Below are 17,820 nucleotides of genomic sequence, written 5' to 3'. Positions count from 1 at the left end.
TTATTATGCTTTTTTCTTTCGGTAAGTAAAGTAAGAAAGGAGGCAAATCACTAGAGCAAAGACTGACAAAGTCCATGGATTAGTGACAATTTGCATGATGAAGATAATCGTTAAAGCGATAAGCACAACGAGTGTTGCCAATTTAACAAACCAATTCGTTACTTCTTTATGTTTAAAATATAAAACAAGAGCAGCAACTAAAAGGAGAATCCAAACGATTGAAATCGTAAATGAAATCGAACCAGCCACAAATTGCCAGAATCCATCACCCAAAATTGCTGACAAAAGTACACCAATAAACAAAACAAATGATGAAACTAAAATCGCATTCGTTGGGACTTGATTTTTAGATAATTTGCCCAATCTTTGACCCACATAAGAATTTGAACCTTGAATGCGTGAATAGAGTGAGCGTGAAGTGGCATAAATTGCTGAGTTAACCGCTGAGAAAATTGCAATAACAATAATTACGAGAACGATTTTATCAGCGTGTGGAATTCCTACTCGAGCAAAAATTGTAGCAAATGGACTTGCTGCATCTGGATTTAAAACTTCGCTCCATGGTAATAAATGCAAGAATAAAAAGATTGGAATAACATAAAAACTAATAATCCGAATTAAAACACCTCGAATAGCTCTCGGAATCGCTACTTTTGGATTTTCCGTTTCAGCAACTGTAATTGCTGCCAATTCAGAACCACCAAATGAGAAAATAACAACCAATAATGAAGTTAAAAATCCTGAAAAGCCATTAGGAGCAAAGCTTGGTGCTGTACTTTTAGTCGATACTTTTTGAGCGGTATCAGCAACAAAACCAAGATGAGCATCATTAATAACTAATAAATAAATTCCGAGTGCAATTAAAATTAAAATAACAGCGACTTTAATAAATGCAAGCCAATATTCCGTTTCGGCAAAAGCTCTAACTGACCAGAGATTGATTGCTGTTCCAAGAACTGCTACAATCAGGGCGAAAACCCATAATGGCACTCCAGGAATTAGCATGGCAAGGAAAGTTGATACCCCTGCTTCTTCTGCAATTAGGACGGCCATCCAAGTTGCCCAGTAAACCCAGTCCGCAAAATGCGCCCAGTGGTCCCCAATAAAAGGAGCAACAACTCCGGCCATTCCAGCCTTATGTTCATCTTGATGGATGACCATTTTCCCAACACCATACATGACAACATAAAGTGTCAGTCCAGCTAAGATGTATGAGAGTAATACACTTGGCCCAGCCTGTGCAATGACTTTTCCAGAACCTAAAAATAGTCCTGAACCAATCGCTCCCCCAAGTGAGAGCATAACAATGTGGCGAGTCTTTAAAGAAGACTTCAAGCCTGTAGAATTTTCCATAAAATTCCTCTTTTCTAATGTGTGAAAGCAAAGCTTTCTTTTATAAGTTCCCTTCCATTCATCTAGCAAAACCCTGCTTGGAGTCGGTCTTTACGATTAATTTTACTTTAGAGTCGAAAGAAAGGGTAAAAAAATTAAAAAAGAAAGACCAGATAGTTTTTACTATCCGGTCTTCTTTGAATCCCGGCGCAGAAACTTGAGTATACTCAAAAGTTGTATCTACGCCAATTGCATAAACACAAACTATCTGCACCAAAAATAAAAGACTTTAGATTGTTGTGTTGTCATGCGGACTCCTTTTCTTAATTTTTTTATAATTATACTTTTTTATTGACAATAATGCAAGGCTCAGCCTAAAAAAATACTGACAGAAATTTTTTAACTCTGTCAGTATTTTTAAGATAGTCTAATATTTCTGTCATAGGATAGCTGTGACTGCTTTAGCAGTTTACAGATATGCTAATATTTCTGTCAGTAACTTTTCATTTTAACATTTGGTCAATGATTTCGTGGGATTTTAGAATATTTTCTTGTTTAAGTTCTGTCAGTAATTCTTGACGATTTTGACCATCAAATTTTTCAACCGCTAGAACCATGGCAGAAATAATTTCATCAAAACCACGATTGTATGTCGCACTTTGCCAACCACTTATTCCAAATTTTTGACGGTCAATTCCTGTAAATTTTTCAAGTTCGCACAGTTCTGACAAGCGAAGGCTTTCTCTAGGACTTTCTACTGTAAATTCTTCAGTAAAGGCACCAGCTTCTAAGTTCATTGTGGCAATTCCACTCGTTGTCGCTGTTTCTAGCATAACAATTGCTCTTGTTAATTGCCCGTCTTGATTCTTCTTTAATGAATAATTGACTTCTAAAATCTCATCATCTAGCAAATAAATCAAGGTGTCCAGAGGGTGAATAAAAATATCGTACATTAAAAATGTAATTTTTTCACTGGCAGAATTTGCTAAATTTTTACTTACTTTCACCATATTTTTATCTGGGAGAGCTTTTAATTTAGCTGTTTGTGGTGCAAATCTGCGATTAAAAGCGACGACAAATAAAGTATTATTTTGGTCAGCAATTTTTTGCAATTCTTTTACTTCGGCTAATTTTTCTGAAACAGGTTTATCCATTAAAACAGGAACTCCCGCTGACAAATATCTTTTAGCTAACTCAAAATGTTGGGAAGTTGCCGCATGAATAATAACCAAATCCACAGTTTCTAGTGCTGACAAGTCCTCTGTCGCATATTCAAATTTATAATGTTTGCGAACTTCTTCAGCTTTTTCCCACTGACGAGAATACAAAATAAAACGATGGTCCGCCTGCATTTTCGCATAAACTGGTAAATAAGCCTTATTTGCAATATTTGATGTTGCCCCAATGACTCCAATAATCATACTTTTTCCGTTCTCCTTAACCTCTTATTGTTTATTTTTTATGCGAATCACCTGAATAAATTACAATGACCATTCCCTGATTGAATGAAACTTTCATTTGGTCACTGATAAATTCATTACTAGCATAGATTTGACTAAAATTATCCTCTGCTTTCAAAGGATATTTTGCTTCTTCAATGGCTAAACTATCCTTTGTTTCTACTTGAACAAATCCAACATATTGGTAAGTTAGCTTTCTCTTTAGTAAATGCTGACCAGGCAACAAATAGGTCACCAAATTTTGTCGGTCAACTAAAGTCATTTTTGGAGCGAGGACTTGATATTTTGGTCGTGTTGCTAAATAAGCATTGGTCAGTAAATGGTCCAAACGTCCACCTAAAGCACCAGCAATTACAATTTCCGCATCAGCAAAATACTCTAAAACAAAATCTAAAGCCGCTTCTAAATCTGTCAAATCTTTTTCAGCAGGCAATTTAATCAATCTGTCAGTACTGACAGAAATTTTTTCAAGTTCAATTTTACTGACAGAATCAAAATCACCAATTGCTAGAGCCAATTGATAACCTTTTTCCACTAAAAATAGTGACCCTCTATCCACACCAATATATTTATCAAAACTTTCATTAGGTATAAAATCTGGCAAACCAGCCACAATCAATATTTTCATCTCTCATCCCCTGAGCCTGAAATCTTGCCACGACTCAATCGACTCTCTAATTTCTCAATATTTTCACTCGCAATTTGTTCAAGAGAAATTCCTAGATAACGTGCACTCGTTGCTACATACCAAAGAATATCACCAAGCTCCTGACCGATGGCCTTTTTATCATTGGCTGACAGCTTTCCCTTTTGGTCACGGATAACTTTTTTTACCTTGTCAGCCACTTCACCTGCTTCACCAGATAATCCCAAAACTTTATCCACAAATGCAAAATCTACTTTATTTTGACTCTCTATTTTTTCATTCAAATCAAATTTGATAATTGCTTTTTGGTAAGCATCTAAATCCATTTTCTCCCCTTTAAGATTACAAAATTACTTTTTAAATTTTTTTCTCATTTTCACTTCCATAAAAATATCAGCTAAAATTGCCAAAACCATTTCCTGATAGTCTGCTTCGTCAATCAGAGCATGACGTAAACAACCTTGTTCATAATAAAGGTCACAAAGTTGTCTAAAAAGTCTGTGGTATTGTGCCACTTCATCTGGCAATCCTCGCATATTTTCATAAGCCATGTTGACAAATAATAAAAGCATCACCTCTTCATCAAGATTTTCTGGTTTGATTAAATATGAACGATAAGCACTAATGACAAACTCTGCAATAAAATCGGCCACAAACTGCGAACCAAGATAATCATATTTATAAATCTCATAAGTCATCAAAGCTCTTTCAGCCATTCGCTCAGCTAACTGCCTTGTTGCCAAATCTATCATCGCTTCATATTCATCATCCGACCACTTCATCCGAGGTTCTTCTTTATTTTTCATAAGTTAATTATATCACAGTCTTGCAAAGGCTATCATTCTCCAAATTTACAAAAAAGATGTAATTTTTATATTTTTTCCGTTTTATAAATAAGTTTATTGTAAAAATTTATACTTATATGACTTTTTTATCACAAAAAACACATTTAAGACTTGCTTAACTCAAACTAAAAATGTTATACTCCTAGTATCATGAAAAAAATATTAATTACAACGACACTAGCCCTCGCACTGCTCTCATTAGGGGCCTGCTCTAAAAAATCTGATGCTTCACACAAAAGTAGTTCGTCTTCTACTTCATCTTTCTCTTTCCCATCATCAACGTCTTCTTCTTCCAAAGTCTCTTCGTCTTCAAAAGTTGAAACTCCTACAGGAAATATCGATAGTTCATTTCAAAAAGCTGTTGATGCTACACAACCAACAGTAGCAACGATGAAGGAAACTTACAAAGATACCTATTCAGATATTACAGCAACTGCCGAAGCCCCTCAAACGATTGTTTATACCTATACCTATCGAAACCAAATAACACCTACAGCCACAAAAGAAGCTGTAGCTAAACAATTAGCCACAGCTACGGCCTCAGAATTCAACCAATTTTCTGCCGTTTTTCCTAATTTTAAGGAGCGTTACATTTATCTAAATTCAGACAAAAGTGAACTCTATAATATCTTAGTCACTAAAGAAGATGTTACTGCAGCCCAAGCTTCTTCCGCTTCCTCTTCAAAATAATAAAAAAACCTCTTAAAGTAGAGGTTTTTTATTTTTATTAAGGTTGGATACGGTTAATCATACGTGGGAATGGAATTGCTTCACGAATATGTTCTGTCCCAGCGACAAAAGTAACCATACGTTCAAGACCAAGTCCGAAACCAGCATGAGGAACTGAACCAAATTTACGAAGTTCTAAATACCAATCATAATCTTTAGGATCTAAACCGAAATCAGCAATTTTCTTAAGTAACAAATCATAATCAGTTTCACGTTCTGAACCACCAATGATTTCGCCATAGCCTTCTGGAGCCAAAAGGTCAGCACACAAAACGCGTTCTGGGTTACCAGGGACTGGTTTCATGTAGAAAGCTTTAAAACTTGCAGGATAGTTGACGATAAATGTTGGAACACCATAGTAATTTGAAATCCATGTTTCATGAGGCGAACCGAAGTCATCCCCATGTTCTACATGCTCATAATCTGTATCTTCATCATTTTCGTGTGCTTGCAACAAATCAATAGCAGCATCATAGGAAACACGTTTGAAAGGTGTATCAATATACTTTTGCAACATGCTTGTATCACGTTCAAGTGTTTCAAGAGCATAAGCAGCATTATCCAAAACACCTTGAATCAAAGCTTTCACATACGCTTCTTGAATATCCAATGATTCATCATGAGTAACAAATGGATATTCTGCATCCATCATCCAAAATTCTGTCAAATGACGACGAGTTTTTGATTTTTCAGCACGGAATACTGGTCCAAAGTCGAAAACACGTCCAAGAGCCATTGCTCCAGCTTCAAGATAAAGTTGTCCTGATTGTGACAAGAAAGCAGAATTACCAAAATAATCTGTTTCAAAGAGTTCTGTTGTGTTTTCAGCAGCATTTCCTGAAAGAATTGGACTATCAAACTTAATGAAGCCATTTTTCGCAAAGAAATCATAACTTGCATAGATGATTGCATTACGCACTTGCATCATTGCCATTTGACGTTTTGAACGCAACCATAAATGGCGGTTATCAAGGAGGAATTCAACGCCGTGTTCTTTTGGCGTAATTGGATAATCATGTGATTGACCAATCACTTCCAAATCAGTCACATCAAGTTCATAACCAAATTTTGAACGTGAATCTTCTTTAACGACACCTGTCACATAAACTGAAGTTTCTTGTGAGAGATGTTTAATTTCATCAAATTTAGCTGTTCCTTCTTCTTCACCAAAGTTTTCAATCATATTTGGTTTGAAAACAACAGCTTGGAAAAATGCTGTTCCATCGCGAAGTTGAAGAAATTGAAGTTTCCCTTTACCTGATTTGTCAGCAACCCAAGCGCCGATTTTTACTGTTTCACCAACGTGGTCTTTGACGTCGATGATTGAAATTAAGTCTTTCATAAATAAGTCCTTCTATATTTTAATTTTATAATTTTTAAATAATACTTTTATAACTTTTCAAGCCAGATTTCTTTTAAAGTTTTTAAATCTTCTTTGAATTCTTTAGTGGTTTGGAGCTCATCTTTTTCTAATTCTTCAAGAACTTCCAATTCAAAATCAGCTGTTTTCGCTGCTTTTTCAATGGCATAAGGTAAGCCAATTCCCGTTTTTTTGGCAAATTCAAAACGATTTTTTACACCTGCTAAATCTGGTGCTATATCAATATAGCGTTCATTCGTTTCGAGATTCTTATAAGCAACAACTGCTCCAACTTTTTTTGAAAGTTTATAGGCCGATTTTGCTTCTTTCTTATCGATCATTCATTCATCCAATCTTTTAAACGTGCCACTGCAACTTCTAAATTTTCAAGACTTGTTGCATAGCTCAGGCGCACATTTTCTGGCGAACCAAAACCTGCTCCTGTAACCAAGGCTACACCTGCTTCTTCAAGAATAGCAGTTGTAAAATCAGTCACATCACTATAGCCTTTCATCGCCATTGCCTTAGTCACTTTCGGGAATAAATAGAAAGCACCATTTGGTTTTACAAGTTCAAATCCTGGAACCTCAGAAAGTTGACCATAAATGATATTTAAACGTTCTTCAAATGCTGCATGCATTATCTCAAAACTATTATCTCTTTCTTCAAAAGCTTCTATTGCTGCGTATTGAGCGACAGCAGTTGGATTAGAAGTCGTTTGGCTCGCAATCTTAGTCATCGCAGAAATAATTTCTGGATCACCTACAGCTAGTCCAATCCGCCAACCAGTCATTGCAAATGTTTTAGAAACACCATTAATCACTGTCGTTCTTTTCCGAATTTCATCAGATAGACTTGAAATTGCTGTAAATTCCGCTCCATTATAAACTAAACGATGATAAATATCATCTGCCAAAATTAATAAATCATGAGCAAGAGCCCACTCTCCAATGGCTGTTAATTCTTCTTTAGAATAAATCATTCCTGTTGGATTAGAAGGTGAATTGAGTAATAAAATTTTACTTTTACTTGTTCTTGCTTCTTCTAATTGCTCAACCGTAACTTTAAAATTATTCTCTTGCTTGGCTTCTACAATTACCGGATTTCCTCCAGCCATTTTCACTTGGTCAACATAAGAAACCCAGTAAGGAGCAGGAATGATTACCTCATCGTCAGGGTCAACAGTTGCCATAAAGTAAGCATAAAGGGCAAACTTTGCTCCAGCTGTAATCAATATTTCATTTGGTTGAATTTCATAATTATAAAAACGCGTCCAATAATGTTGAACTGCATTTTTTAATTCTGGAAGTCCACCAGCTTGTGTATAAAAGCTCGCCTTGCCATTATCGATTGCTTCAATAGCTGCTTGACCAATTATTTTTGGTGTTGGAAAGTCTGGCTGACCAAGTGTCAGGTCAATAATATCTCGCCCTTGTGCTTTTAATGCTTTTGCGCGATTTGCCGCAGCAAGAGTGACGGACTCATCCATTTTTAATACAAAATCAGAATTTTTTTTCATATCAACTCTTTTCCTGACTCAAAGTCATAAACTTTAAAACCATTGCTATTATTTACTTCCCAAGCCGGTTTCCCTTTGTAAAGCGCTAAGACAACTGATTTCGTATCTTTTGTCGTTAAGCTTGCTGGTGAAACCCCTTGCGATAATTTAACTTCTTTAATTTTACCAGATTTTTTTGGAATTAGAATTCCAATTTCTTGATTCGCTTTATTAAGGCCAACAATTGAATAAGTCACGGTGTCAGTTGCAGCAATATCAAATCCTGTCGCTTTAACTAAATCTGTTTTTTCTGTGGCAATGTCAATCGCTTGCGCTCGAACGGAATGATAAGGATTTAGACTCTTCCAAAAGAAAAGACTGATAGACAAATAAATGGCTAAAATTATCACTAAAATTCCAATTATAATTTGCGAATGTCGAGTCATTTTTCGCTTTTTCATATTTTTCTTCTTTCAAAATTTGAGAAAATCTTTTTTCAAAGATTATTTGAAGGCTTATTAGTAAAATTTCTCATGATTAGGAAAAAATAATTTGTCCAATTTCCCATTTTAAGTTTTTGCTTAAACATGTTTTATTATATCAAAAAATTCTTGATTTCGCTGATTGTGTCTAGTAAATTCAGCATTTTTACAGGTAAAGTTTCTGAAAGATTTTTTCGCATTCTTTTGGCGTAAGATTTTCCTGCAAGTCTTTTATCTAATACGACAATACTTGAGTACTGATTTTTACGACGGTTTACCCGACCAATGGCCTGACGTAATTTTAAAGTTGCCATTGGAACATTAAAATCATAGAAAGGATTTTCAAACTTTTGCGCATATTTTTTAGTTAAAATATCATCAGGCGTTGCAAAAGGAAGTCTTGGAATAACAAGAATCACTTGATTTTGCTTATCAAAATCGACTCCCTCCCAAAAAGAACCCAAACCTAATAAAATTTTTCCTTCACCTTTATCAAACTTTTTCTTGATTTGGGCTGGACTCCCATTAATATCTTGTGCTAAAATCTCAAACCCTTCAGCAGATAATTTCTCAGCAACAAAAGTCAAAGCCATTTTTGAAGTAAATAAGACCACCATTGGCAAATTCAATTTTGAAAGTTCTCCAATTGAATTTGCTGTGTAATCTGCATAATCAATTAAACTTAGATTTTTGATATTAGGCGCATCTGTCACCGTCAGCAATTGCTGATTAGTGGCTTGATTTCCTTCAATTTTGAAAAAGCGATAGTCTGTAAAACCAAGCAAGTCAGGAAATGACGGTTTGTCTTTAGATAATGACAATGTCGCTCCCAACATAAAAAGTTTGGTATTTTTAGGAATCAATCGTTCAAAATTATAGAAATCTTGGTCACTCGAATAAAGCATCCCATTTTCACACCAGACAATTTGATTATCAGCTTCTAAAAGTGCTGACAGATTTCTCAAGCCAAGTTCATCAGCATCTATCTTTATTTTATTTAAATCAAGCTCTTTTTTATTAAGCTGAAAAACAAGACTTTCTTGAAGCCTTTTGGTCAGCTGGGGATTTTCACTTGTTTCAGCATCAATTTTTATCAGTTCGTCAGTAATTTTTAAAGACTTTTGACCCGCATTTTCCATGATAGGAAATAATTGTTGAGCCTCATCAACAACAAGAACACGATTTTCCAAAAAAGTTTCAGGATAGTCAGCTAAACGTTCAATCAAATAGGCATGATTCACCACTTTAATTTCAGCCTGTTCAGCTTCTTTTTGGGCTTTCAACCAAAAATCCTGTTCATAATGAAGCTGTTTTGTATTGACATAGCCATCATGGCGAATCACTTCAAAATAGTCATCATTAGTCATGACTTTTGAAACTTCATCCAATTCGCCTGTTCTTGTTTCTGTCAGCCAAATTAAAATTTTCATTTTAAAAATTTCAAAATTTTTGCCGTCAGTATTATTTAATAAAAGCTCAGAAAATTTTCTCAGAGAAATGTAATTTTTAGTCCCAACAATCTTGGCCATTTTTAAACCAAATGTTTTCCCAAGTTTTGGTGCCACATCATTTACTAATTGCTTTTGGAGAACTTTGGTTGCTGTTGAAACGACCAAACCTTTTCCTGAGGCCAAAATTGGCAGTAAATAACCATAAGTTTTTCCAAGTCCTGTCGGTGCCTCAATAAAACTTGCTTGTAAATGTGTAAGCTCTGTTTCCATTAAATGAGCTAATTTTTCTTGTTTTGAGCGAGAAGACAAGCCCAATCTACTGATATTTTCTGAAAAATTTGCTGACAAGGCTGTCAGTGGACTTTTTTTACTGACAGAAGCCCTAAACTTACGCGTCGCAATATTATGAACCACTTTAAAGCCAGCTGGTCGAATTTTTGTTTTATCCAACTGCTCTTGTAAAAAAGTTTTACTTTCAAAAAGTAAATTGTCCGAATGTCTAAGCAACTCTTCCAAAACGCTTCTTGGTAACTTTTGGATTTTTGCTTCTATTTTCAGCAATAATTCAGCTGTAGCATACGCATCCGAAACTGCGGCATGCGGATGGTCATGCGCTAAATCTAACTTTTCACTCAATGATTCTAAACCATATTTTTCAAAAGTTGGATAAAAAACACGCGCCAAATCGACTGTATCGACACGCAACATTTCATTAAATTCCAAGCCAGCATTAAGAAAACTTTTTTCTAAAAGTCCATAATCAAACCTAGCATTATGAGCAACAAAAACACTGTCTGTCAGTAATTCTCGCACTTTTGCAGCAACTTCTGAAAACTCAGGAGCCGTCTTTAACTGTTTATCTGACAAACCTGTCAGTTCACTAATCCTTGGAAGCAAAGGTTCATGTGGATTGACTTCAGTGGAAAAAGTTTCAACAATTTCTCCATCTTCAACAAGAACAATCCCAATCTGTATAATTTTATTTTCACTACTATGAGCATCGGTCGCTTCCAGATCCACCACAGCATATCGAGTCATATTTTTCACCTATTTCTTACAGTTTTCTTTAAGTTCATAAGTCATCAAAATTTGCTGACAGACTTTCAATAGAGAACTTCTATTTCTGTCAGTAATTTTTTCCACTATTTTAAAGAAATTCACTTCATCAATTATACCATAAACCATTTTTTAACAGTTTTCTTTTTACAAATTGACAAAATAAGAGTAAAATTAAAATATAGATAAAAACTTATGAAGGAGTCGCCTATGTTAGATAACTATAAGAAAATCCTTGTTGGTATTGATGGTTCGGTAGAAGCTACTAAAGCTTTTGACAAAGCAGTTGCAACAGCACTTCGTAACGATGCTGAACTCGTTATCGCTAACGTCATTGACCTTCGTGCCTTCCAATCTATCTCAGCCTATGATTCAGTTGTTGCTGATGATACACACAAAGGTGCTGAAAACCTCATTAATGACTTTGCTGACGAAGCAAAAAAAGCTGGCATTAAAAAAGTCAAAACTCGTGTTGAATTTGGTTCTCCAAAAGTCATGCTTGGCCAAACTCTTCCAAAAGAAGAAGAAATTAGCCTCATTGTTCTTGGAGCTACTGGTCTTTCTTACATTGAACGTATCTTTATCGGTTCAGTGGCGGATTACATTATCAAAAATGCACCATGCGATGTCCTCGTCGTTCGTCAATAAAATAAAAAAGCGGAGCCTCTTAAAGCTCCGTTTTTTTATACCTCAAATACAATCTACACTCGTTTAACTTCTAAAATATGAGGAGTAATTTTATCCATTTCAATAATAGTAATTTTCAAATTATCAAATTCGAAAGTCTGCCCCACCTCAAGTGGCTCATTTTGCTCTAGTGAATAATTTGTAATAAACCCACTAATCGTTTTACTTAAATTATTTTGAGCCAAATCAATATTAAACAGTTCTTCAAATTCAGATAAAAGCAATTTACCATCTACCTGATAAGTAGTCGGAGAAAGCTTTATTACCAATTCTTTCTCATGATCTTCTTCATCCTGAATATCACCAACTAACTCTTCAAGAATATCCTCAATTGTCACAAGTCCACTTGTCCCACCATACTCGTCCAATAAAATAGCAAAATGTTTATGCTCTTTTTGCATCTCTGAGAGTAATAACTTTACAGGAATAGTATCAATAAATATAATAGGTTCTTGCATGATTTTCTTTATTTCTTGACCAGGAGCAGTTAAATACTCTTTAATCAAATTTTGAAGCGTAACATAGCCTAGAATATCATCTTTAGTTTTAGCAATAATAGGGAAACGAGTGTGCCCTTTTTTAATCGCAAATTTTAACGCTTCTTCAATCGAAACATCAACGGGAATCGTCTCCATATCTAATCTCGACACCATGATATCCTTAGCTATCAAATCATCAAATTCAAAGACATTATTGAGATATTCGTACTCTTTTTCGTTGATTTCCCCTTTAATAAAACTTTGATTAGCAATTAAAATTAACTCTTCTTCTGAATGGATTTCATCACCTTCAGTAGCCAAACTTAAATTAAACAATTTACCAATTGAACTTGCTGAAGCATTTAATAACCACACAAAAGGATAGGTAAGTTTATAAAAATAATGGAGCGGAGCAGCAACCGTTAAGACAACTCCTTCAGTTTTTGTAATACTTAAAGATTTTGGAATAAGTTCTCCGATTACCACATGAACAAAAGTAATTAATAAAAAGGCTAAAATAATAGACAAGCTGTCTAATAACGCAGAAGGTAGAGGAACATAAGACAAGAGGGGAGCTAAAATACTATGCATTGTACTTTCACCTACCCACCCAATTGCTAACGAAGTCAAAGTGATTCCAAGTTGACAGGCACTTAAATAAGAATCAAGGTGATTGACGATATTAAGTGCTAATTTTGCCCTTTTATTATTTTCTTTTTCTAATGTTTCTAAACGACTTTTACGTATTTTTACCAGCGAAAATTCAGCCGCAACAAAAAATGCCGTAAGAAAAATCATTAAAACTATTATAAATAAATTTAAAATCACTATTTTTTCCTTAATTTCTCTCTATTATTTCTCGAATTTCTTTTTAGGATTGCTATACTTAAAACTAATATTTAAAAAATACTTCTTGAATTCAAAGAACTTAATGAATATCCCTCCTATTTACTCGATTAAATATTTATCAATTTAACTCTAAAATATCTTCCTCATTGACAATAGGAAAGTTTTTAAATTCCTTCTCATTTTTCAAGGATTCTGACAAACTTATTTTCCTGATTCTTTGATTACCATAAGTTGAAAAATAATAACTTAGAGTTTCTGAGCACATATATGCCGAATAACAAGTGAAATCACTTGCTCCATGCTCAGTTATAACAATTCCTTTTGGAATACTTACAGATTCTAATATATGATGACAAAGCGTAATAGCGGCTAATTCATTACTTGGTTTCTCAGCGTAGTTTTTTAAATAAGCCGTTCTAACAAATCTTGAAGGAGGTGTAAAATCTCCTGGAAATCCAAAAGTACCTGAACCTTGACTAAATGGTTTTAATGTCTTTCCTAATAGTTCGATACTTTCTTTTTGATTAGGTGTAAAAGAAAGATAATTTCTTAAATTAGTTTCGTGCCATTGGTAATCTGGACTATTTGTCATCACTCCAATTGAATCTTTTATAATTGAAAGTCCACCTTGCCTTGGTTCAATAATCAAACTTTGACCACTAGAATCAGAAAAAATAAAATGTAAAGGAGGCGTAAGACCTAAGGTTGGATTAGTATCATTAATAATAACAAATTTTTTATCAAATAAATCAATGATTTCTTCTAAATTACTCGCTTGAGTGAGGACCGTTGGAATAACCATATCAGGTGAAATTCCCTTTTGATTTTTTTTGATATTCTCACTATAGTCAGCATAGCCTGGGAAATACAAAGTCGCACCCATTAACCCTTTTTCGTTGATTCCATCAAAGAGTACTGGATGGCCCTCTTCCATCGCACCCATCCCTAAACAAGCATAGGATGTTTCAATTGTCTCTTCATTAGAGTGGGCAAATCCTATCTCCTTGTTTCTTGGAATAAAAAGAATTTGTTCCGCCATTTCTATTTGAAAATCCATTGTACGAGAAAGAAAATGTTTATTATCTTGACTCTCTAGTGTAAAACTACTACATCCAATCATCTTTTGTACCTCCAATGTATTCTATTAACTTAATTATACATCAATTAGCAAAAGAGTTCAAAATCACTTTTTTATAATTTATAATTTAAATAAATACTTTGGAAATGCTCGATATAATCCTTCTCAAGCGAGAGTCCTTCACTTAAGTAGCCCTCAAAAGAACCAAAATTTTCATTCATTATTTCTCTGGCATGAAATAAATAGTTCTTATCCACAGTAAGAGCAATCTGTAATCCCTCGATTTGGTCTTCAGTGAGTTTTTCTTTCAATGAATTGATAATTTCTTGATTCACCTCTTTGCGAGCAATATTCGTTTTGAGATAATCCTTCATAATCTCCTCATCAGAAGCTCCTGCCAGTCTTAAAAGCAAGGCAGCCGCAAATCCAGTTCTATCTTTTCCAGCAAAACAATGAAAATAAACAGCTTGTTTTTGCTCTAAAAGATCCAGTAAAAAAGCTCGATATCCTTCTAAAGCAGACTTACTGATGACGATACTTTCATAAGTTTTCATCATCGCCTCACTAATATCTGTGGCATTAATAATCATATCCTGTAAAGAGCCATTATTTCCTGAAGTTTCAGAAGCTAAAATATCTATATTTTCATATTTAATTCCTTTGAGTTCAACATCTGGTTGAGTAGTGACCTCTTCTTGCCCTCTAAAATCATAAATTTTCCCAATTTGGAATTTATTCGTAAGAATTTTTTTATCCTCAGCTGTTAAATCGGTCAACTGACCTCCTCTAAAAAGTATATTCTTTTTTAGTCCGGATTCTTTTGAGTTTTGTGCCTGAATATCTCTAAAATTTACTAGCATATTGCCCCCTCGATTAATTATTAGTTAGGCTTATTATAGCATTTTTAAATTAATTAATTTTTAAATTCGTAAGTTCAAATCTTAAAAATCATCAAACAAAAGAAGCTCAAATCATAAATTTGAGCTTCTTTGACTTTAGAATTGCGAAAACTAAAGTAAGGGTATTTTTACAAAAAAACTTGTAAACAAAAGTTAAATAAAACTATTTGGTTGCCATCTTATCAGATGAAACACCAATTTCTGACCAAGTATTCATTGCACCATAGTCAAGCGTCATCCCTACCACACGTTTGTTAACTGGGGTGTAGTTGATAGCATAAGCCGTTGGAACAACATAAGCCTTTTTATTCATATCTTCTTGATATTTAATAAAAGCAGCCTTACGATAAGTTGAATCCTCAGCTTTGGTTGAATCAATATCATTCAAATCTTTTGTAATTTCAGGGTCATTAAAGTGACCAAAGTTATAAGGTGCCGCTGCTGAGAACAAGTCTTGTTGAGAAGGTTCTCCTGAGAGTGACCATGCACCGTCAGTGATATCCCAATCGTCTGATCCTGGAGGAGTCGTCATATGGTCAACCCAAGAATTAAATTCCATCAGTTTTCCATGATAAAGACTAACTTTCACACCAATTTTCTTCCATTGTTGGATGTAGTTTTGGGCAATGGTTTCGGAGTTTGCATCACCTACACGAGCTGCATAAACAAGCGATAATTCTTTTCCATCTTTTTCACGATAGCCTGTAGATTTATTGAGTTTCCAACCGTCTTCATCTAAAAGTTTATTCGCTTTATCAAGATCTTGTTTTTCATAACCTTTAACTGACGGGCTAGTAAATTCTTTGAAGATTGGTGGAATCAATCCATTAGCAGGTGTGGCAAGTCCATTAGAGAATTTTGCTTGAACTGCTGCGACATTTCGAGCATAACCAAGGGCTTCACGAACATTTTGATCTTGCAAAGGTGTTTTGCGGTCTTGAACACTAATTGACTTTTTCACATCATAGTGACCAAGATTATAATACATCAAACTAATATATAATTCTTGTTGACCCAAAACTTTATAGCCTTTGACATCTTTCACCTGTTTATACTGGCTTGCGCGCATATCATTGATATAATCATATTTGTGAGCAGAAAGAGCCGCGACTGATTTAGCGGTTGATACAATTTCATAAGTAATTGAATTTAATTTTGGTTTTTCACCCCAATAGTAAGGATTTGGGACATACTTAATAGATTCACCAGCAACCACATTTTCCGGTTTAAAAGGGCCTGTAACCAAAGGTTTTGTTGTCGATTTTGGACTAGAAGCCAAATCTTTAGGGGCAACATCTTTCAAATATTGATAAGGAGCTACAGTTTCAAGAAAATAACCATTTCCTGTTTGATTCATTCCAGGCGTCATTTCTTTAAATTGAACCTTGATGACTTTTCCGTTTTCACCGTCTGGGAAAGTAATCCCTGAGATTGTTTTAGCTTTACCCGCATGATAATCACTCAAGCCAACAATATTTGCCAGAGAATCAGTCCAACGGTCGGAACCATAAGCAGGATTAGCGGTAAGCTCATAACTGAACTCATAGTCTTTAGCTGTCACTTCTGATCCATCAGACCATTTCAAATCTTTACGCAAGGTAATCGTTGCTGTTTTTGCATCTTTGTAAAGACTTACATTAGCAGGCCCACCATTGATATATTTAAATGAACTGTTGGTAAAGAAGAGACCATCTTGCCCACCACCAGGGCTAGACATAGAACCAAAGGTAGCATCATTAGAAAGTCCCGATAACCATTGTGCTTTCATTGGAGAATCACTTTGATATGCGACTTTTAAATTTCCACCTTTGATTGCCTTGTCTGGATTTTGATAAGCAACGTCAAAGTTCCCCGCTTTTAATTTTTTTGTACTTGTACTTGAGCTTTGATTAGAACCACAAGCACTTAGGAGTGTAGCTGCTAAAACTACACTACTTGCCAATAAAGTTACTTTTAATTTGTTCATCTTAGTTTCTCCAATAATTTCTTTTTATTTCTTGCTTGCTTCAATATAATATTTAATTTATCATATCCATTTTTAATAGATAAACATTTTTATCACTCTTGAATGTTGTTTATCTTGTAGCTTGTCTTTGGTCAGCCACTCGTCTTAGTGCATTTCCGATAAAGATAATAGCAAGCACCACAATTAGGATGACCACTGTTGCTGGAACCCAAGTCCAAGGCTTATCAGTCATTGTTTCTGGATTAGTCGCTTCATTTATCATTGTTCCCAAAGATGGTGTCCCCGCTGGAAGTCCAAAACCTAAGAAAGAAAGCCCTGTTTCTAAACCAATATTTCCAGCAAAAACAAGCGTTGCTTCAGCAATGACTAAGGTGGACAAGTTGGGCCATATTTCCCGAAACATAATTTTAAAATCAGAGGTTCCCGAAGTTTTTGATGCTCGAACATAATCTCGATTGACTTCCGTCATTGTTCTTGCCCGAATCAGACGCGTTGTCCCTATCCAACTAAAGATACTGATAATCCCAATCAAAGACCAAGAATTAAACCGTGGGATGATAGTTACAAAAACAATAATGATCATCATTGATGGTAAAATCATGACAAAATCAGTGAAACGCATGAAGATTAAATCAAACCTTCCGCCAAAGTAGCCCGTAATTACCCCTAAGATATTTCCTACAACTAAAGTAATGAGTGTAACTGCAAAAGCGATATTGAAAGAGTTTCGTGCAGAAATCATTAACATCATGATAATATCTCGTCCACCATTATCAGTTCCCAGTAAATGTCCATTCGTCAGCGGTGCCAGATATTGGTCCATGATATTCACATCAACATAATTTGATTGTTTTAAAAACATCGAGTAAATATAAACGATTAGAAAGACAGCAACTAGAAAAATTGTTGAAATCATCGCTAATTTATCTTTTTTTAGTTCTTCTTTGATTGAGTGAACTAATGATAAAGAATTTTTGTGTTTTTTTTCTGTCATTTTCACTCC

At 34.7% G+C, this 17,820-nt stretch carries 18 protein-coding genes; 2 read left to right on the top strand and 16 right to left on the bottom strand.

The annotated features are described in order from the left end of the window. Positions 1–3 precede the first annotated feature (3 nt). From MHB61_RS12225 to MHB61_RS12200, 6 genes are all read right to left on the bottom strand, one after another. Entirely contained in the window at positions 4–1,353 is a 1,350-nt protein-coding gene (locus tag MHB61_RS12225; RefSeq protein ID WP_003130306.1) for an amino acid permease, read from the bottom strand. A 482-nt stretch (positions 1,354–1,835) separates the two neighbouring features. Further along, positions 1,836–2,753 (bottom strand): Gfo/Idh/MocA family protein, encoded by a 918-nt coding sequence (locus MHB61_RS12220; protein WP_003130304.1) that lies wholly within the window; start codon positions 2,751–2,753, stop codon positions 1,836–1,838. Positions 2,754–2,784: 31 nt separating this feature from the next. Continuing rightward, positions 2,785–3,420 (bottom strand): thiamine diphosphokinase, encoded by a 636-nt coding sequence (locus MHB61_RS12215; RefSeq protein WP_003130303.1) that lies wholly within the window; start codon positions 3,418–3,420, stop codon positions 2,785–2,787. Continuing rightward, positions 3,417–3,764, bottom strand: coding sequence for a nucleoside triphosphate pyrophosphohydrolase family protein (locus MHB61_RS12210; RefSeq protein ID WP_003130302.1), 348 nt, complete (start codon positions 3,762–3,764; stop codon positions 3,417–3,419). Before MHB61_RS12210 ends, MHB61_RS12215 begins: the two co-directional genes overlap by 4 nt. A 24-nt stretch (positions 3,765–3,788) precedes the next feature. After that, positions 3,789–4,244, bottom strand: coding sequence for a hypothetical protein (locus MHB61_RS12205; RefSeq protein ID WP_023189074.1), 456 nt, complete (start codon positions 4,242–4,244; stop codon positions 3,789–3,791). Between the two features lie 173 nt (positions 4,245–4,417). Next, positions 4,418–4,579 carry a hypothetical protein gene (locus MHB61_RS12200; protein ID WP_017864940.1) on the bottom strand — a complete coding sequence of 54 codons (162 nt, stop codon included), beginning with the start codon at positions 4,577–4,579 and terminating at the stop codon, positions 4,418–4,420. A gap of 94 nt (positions 4,580–4,673) precedes the next feature. On the opposite strand from MHB61_RS12200, the gene MHB61_RS12195 reads away from it, so the two are divergent. Next, positions 4,674–4,973: a hypothetical protein gene (locus MHB61_RS12195; RefSeq protein WP_021214592.1), complete on the top strand. Its 300-nt coding sequence runs from the start codon at positions 4,674–4,676 to the stop codon at positions 4,971–4,973. 37 nt (positions 4,974–5,010) lie between these two features. On the opposite strand, the gene asnS is transcribed toward MHB61_RS12195, so the two are convergent. From asnS to MHB61_RS12170, 5 genes are all read right to left on the bottom strand, one after another. After that, positions 5,011–6,354, bottom strand: a complete 1,344-nt coding sequence (gene asnS / locus MHB61_RS12190) for an asparagine--tRNA ligase (protein ID WP_010906156.1) — start codon at positions 6,352–6,354, stop codon at positions 5,011–5,013. Between the two features lie 47 nt (positions 6,355–6,401). After that, a complete protein-coding gene (locus tag MHB61_RS12185) occupies positions 6,402–6,713 on the bottom strand; it encodes a hypothetical protein (RefSeq protein WP_003130296.1) in 312 nt (103 codons plus the stop codon). Then, positions 6,710–7,891: a pyridoxal phosphate-dependent aminotransferase gene (locus MHB61_RS12180; RefSeq protein WP_003130293.1), complete on the bottom strand. Its 1,182-nt coding sequence runs from the start codon at positions 7,889–7,891 to the stop codon at positions 6,710–6,712. The genes MHB61_RS12185 and MHB61_RS12180 overlap by 4 nt, the downstream gene beginning before the upstream one ends. Beyond that, positions 7,888–8,331 (bottom strand): cell wall elongation regulator TseB-like domain-containing protein, encoded by a 444-nt coding sequence (locus MHB61_RS12175; protein ID WP_003130291.1) that lies wholly within the window; start codon positions 8,329–8,331, stop codon positions 7,888–7,890. The genes MHB61_RS12180 and MHB61_RS12175 overlap by 4 nt, the downstream gene beginning before the upstream one ends. Before the next feature lie 134 nt (positions 8,332–8,465). Further along, a complete protein-coding gene (locus tag MHB61_RS12170; RefSeq protein WP_032398857.1) occupies positions 8,466–10,841 on the bottom strand; it encodes an ATP-dependent DNA helicase DinG in 2,376 nt (791 codons plus the stop codon). A 228-nt stretch (positions 10,842–11,069) separates the two neighbouring features. Here MHB61_RS12170 and MHB61_RS12165 point away from each other — a divergent pair, with 228 nt between their 5' ends. After that, positions 11,070–11,507 (top strand): universal stress protein, encoded by a 438-nt coding sequence (locus MHB61_RS12165; RefSeq protein WP_003130285.1) that lies wholly within the window; start codon positions 11,070–11,072, stop codon positions 11,505–11,507. Between the two features lie 53 nt (positions 11,508–11,560). Here MHB61_RS12165 and MHB61_RS12160 read toward each other — a convergent pair whose 3' ends face one another. From MHB61_RS12160 to oppC, 5 genes are all read right to left on the bottom strand, one after another. After that, positions 11,561–12,853: a hemolysin family protein gene (locus MHB61_RS12160; RefSeq protein ID WP_010906160.1), complete on the bottom strand. Its 1,293-nt coding sequence runs from the start codon at positions 12,851–12,853 to the stop codon at positions 11,561–11,563. A 139-nt stretch (positions 12,854–12,992) separates the two neighbouring features. Beyond that, complete coding sequence (locus tag MHB61_RS12155) at positions 12,993–13,994, bottom strand: choloylglycine hydrolase family protein (protein WP_003130283.1); 1,002 nt, start codon at positions 13,992–13,994, stop codon at positions 12,993–12,995. Positions 13,995–14,065: 71 nt separating this feature from the next. Beyond that, positions 14,066–14,812, bottom strand: a complete 747-nt coding sequence (locus MHB61_RS12150; protein WP_003130282.1) for a tyrosine-protein phosphatase — start codon at positions 14,810–14,812, stop codon at positions 14,066–14,068. A 202-nt stretch (positions 14,813–15,014) separates the two neighbouring features. Continuing rightward, positions 15,015–16,817 carry an oligopeptide ABC transporter substrate-binding protein gene (locus MHB61_RS12145; RefSeq protein WP_262651985.1) on the bottom strand — a complete coding sequence of 601 codons (1,803 nt, stop codon included), beginning with the start codon at positions 16,815–16,817 and terminating at the stop codon, positions 15,015–15,017. A 109-nt stretch (positions 16,818–16,926) separates the two neighbouring features. Then, positions 16,927–17,811, bottom strand: a complete 885-nt coding sequence (gene oppC / locus MHB61_RS12140; RefSeq protein WP_003140250.1) for a murein tripeptide/oligopeptide ABC transporter permease OppC — start codon at positions 17,809–17,811, stop codon at positions 16,927–16,929. Positions 17,812–17,820 lie beyond the last annotated feature (9 nt).

The organism is Lactococcus sp. FSL K6-0773 (assembly GCF_038006485.1).
GTDB lineage: Bacteria > Bacillota > Bacilli > Lactobacillales > Streptococcaceae > Lactococcus > Lactococcus lactis.
The sequence above is the reverse complement of the archived record's forward strand: the minus strand, read 5'-3'. Positions and strand labels throughout refer to the sequence as shown.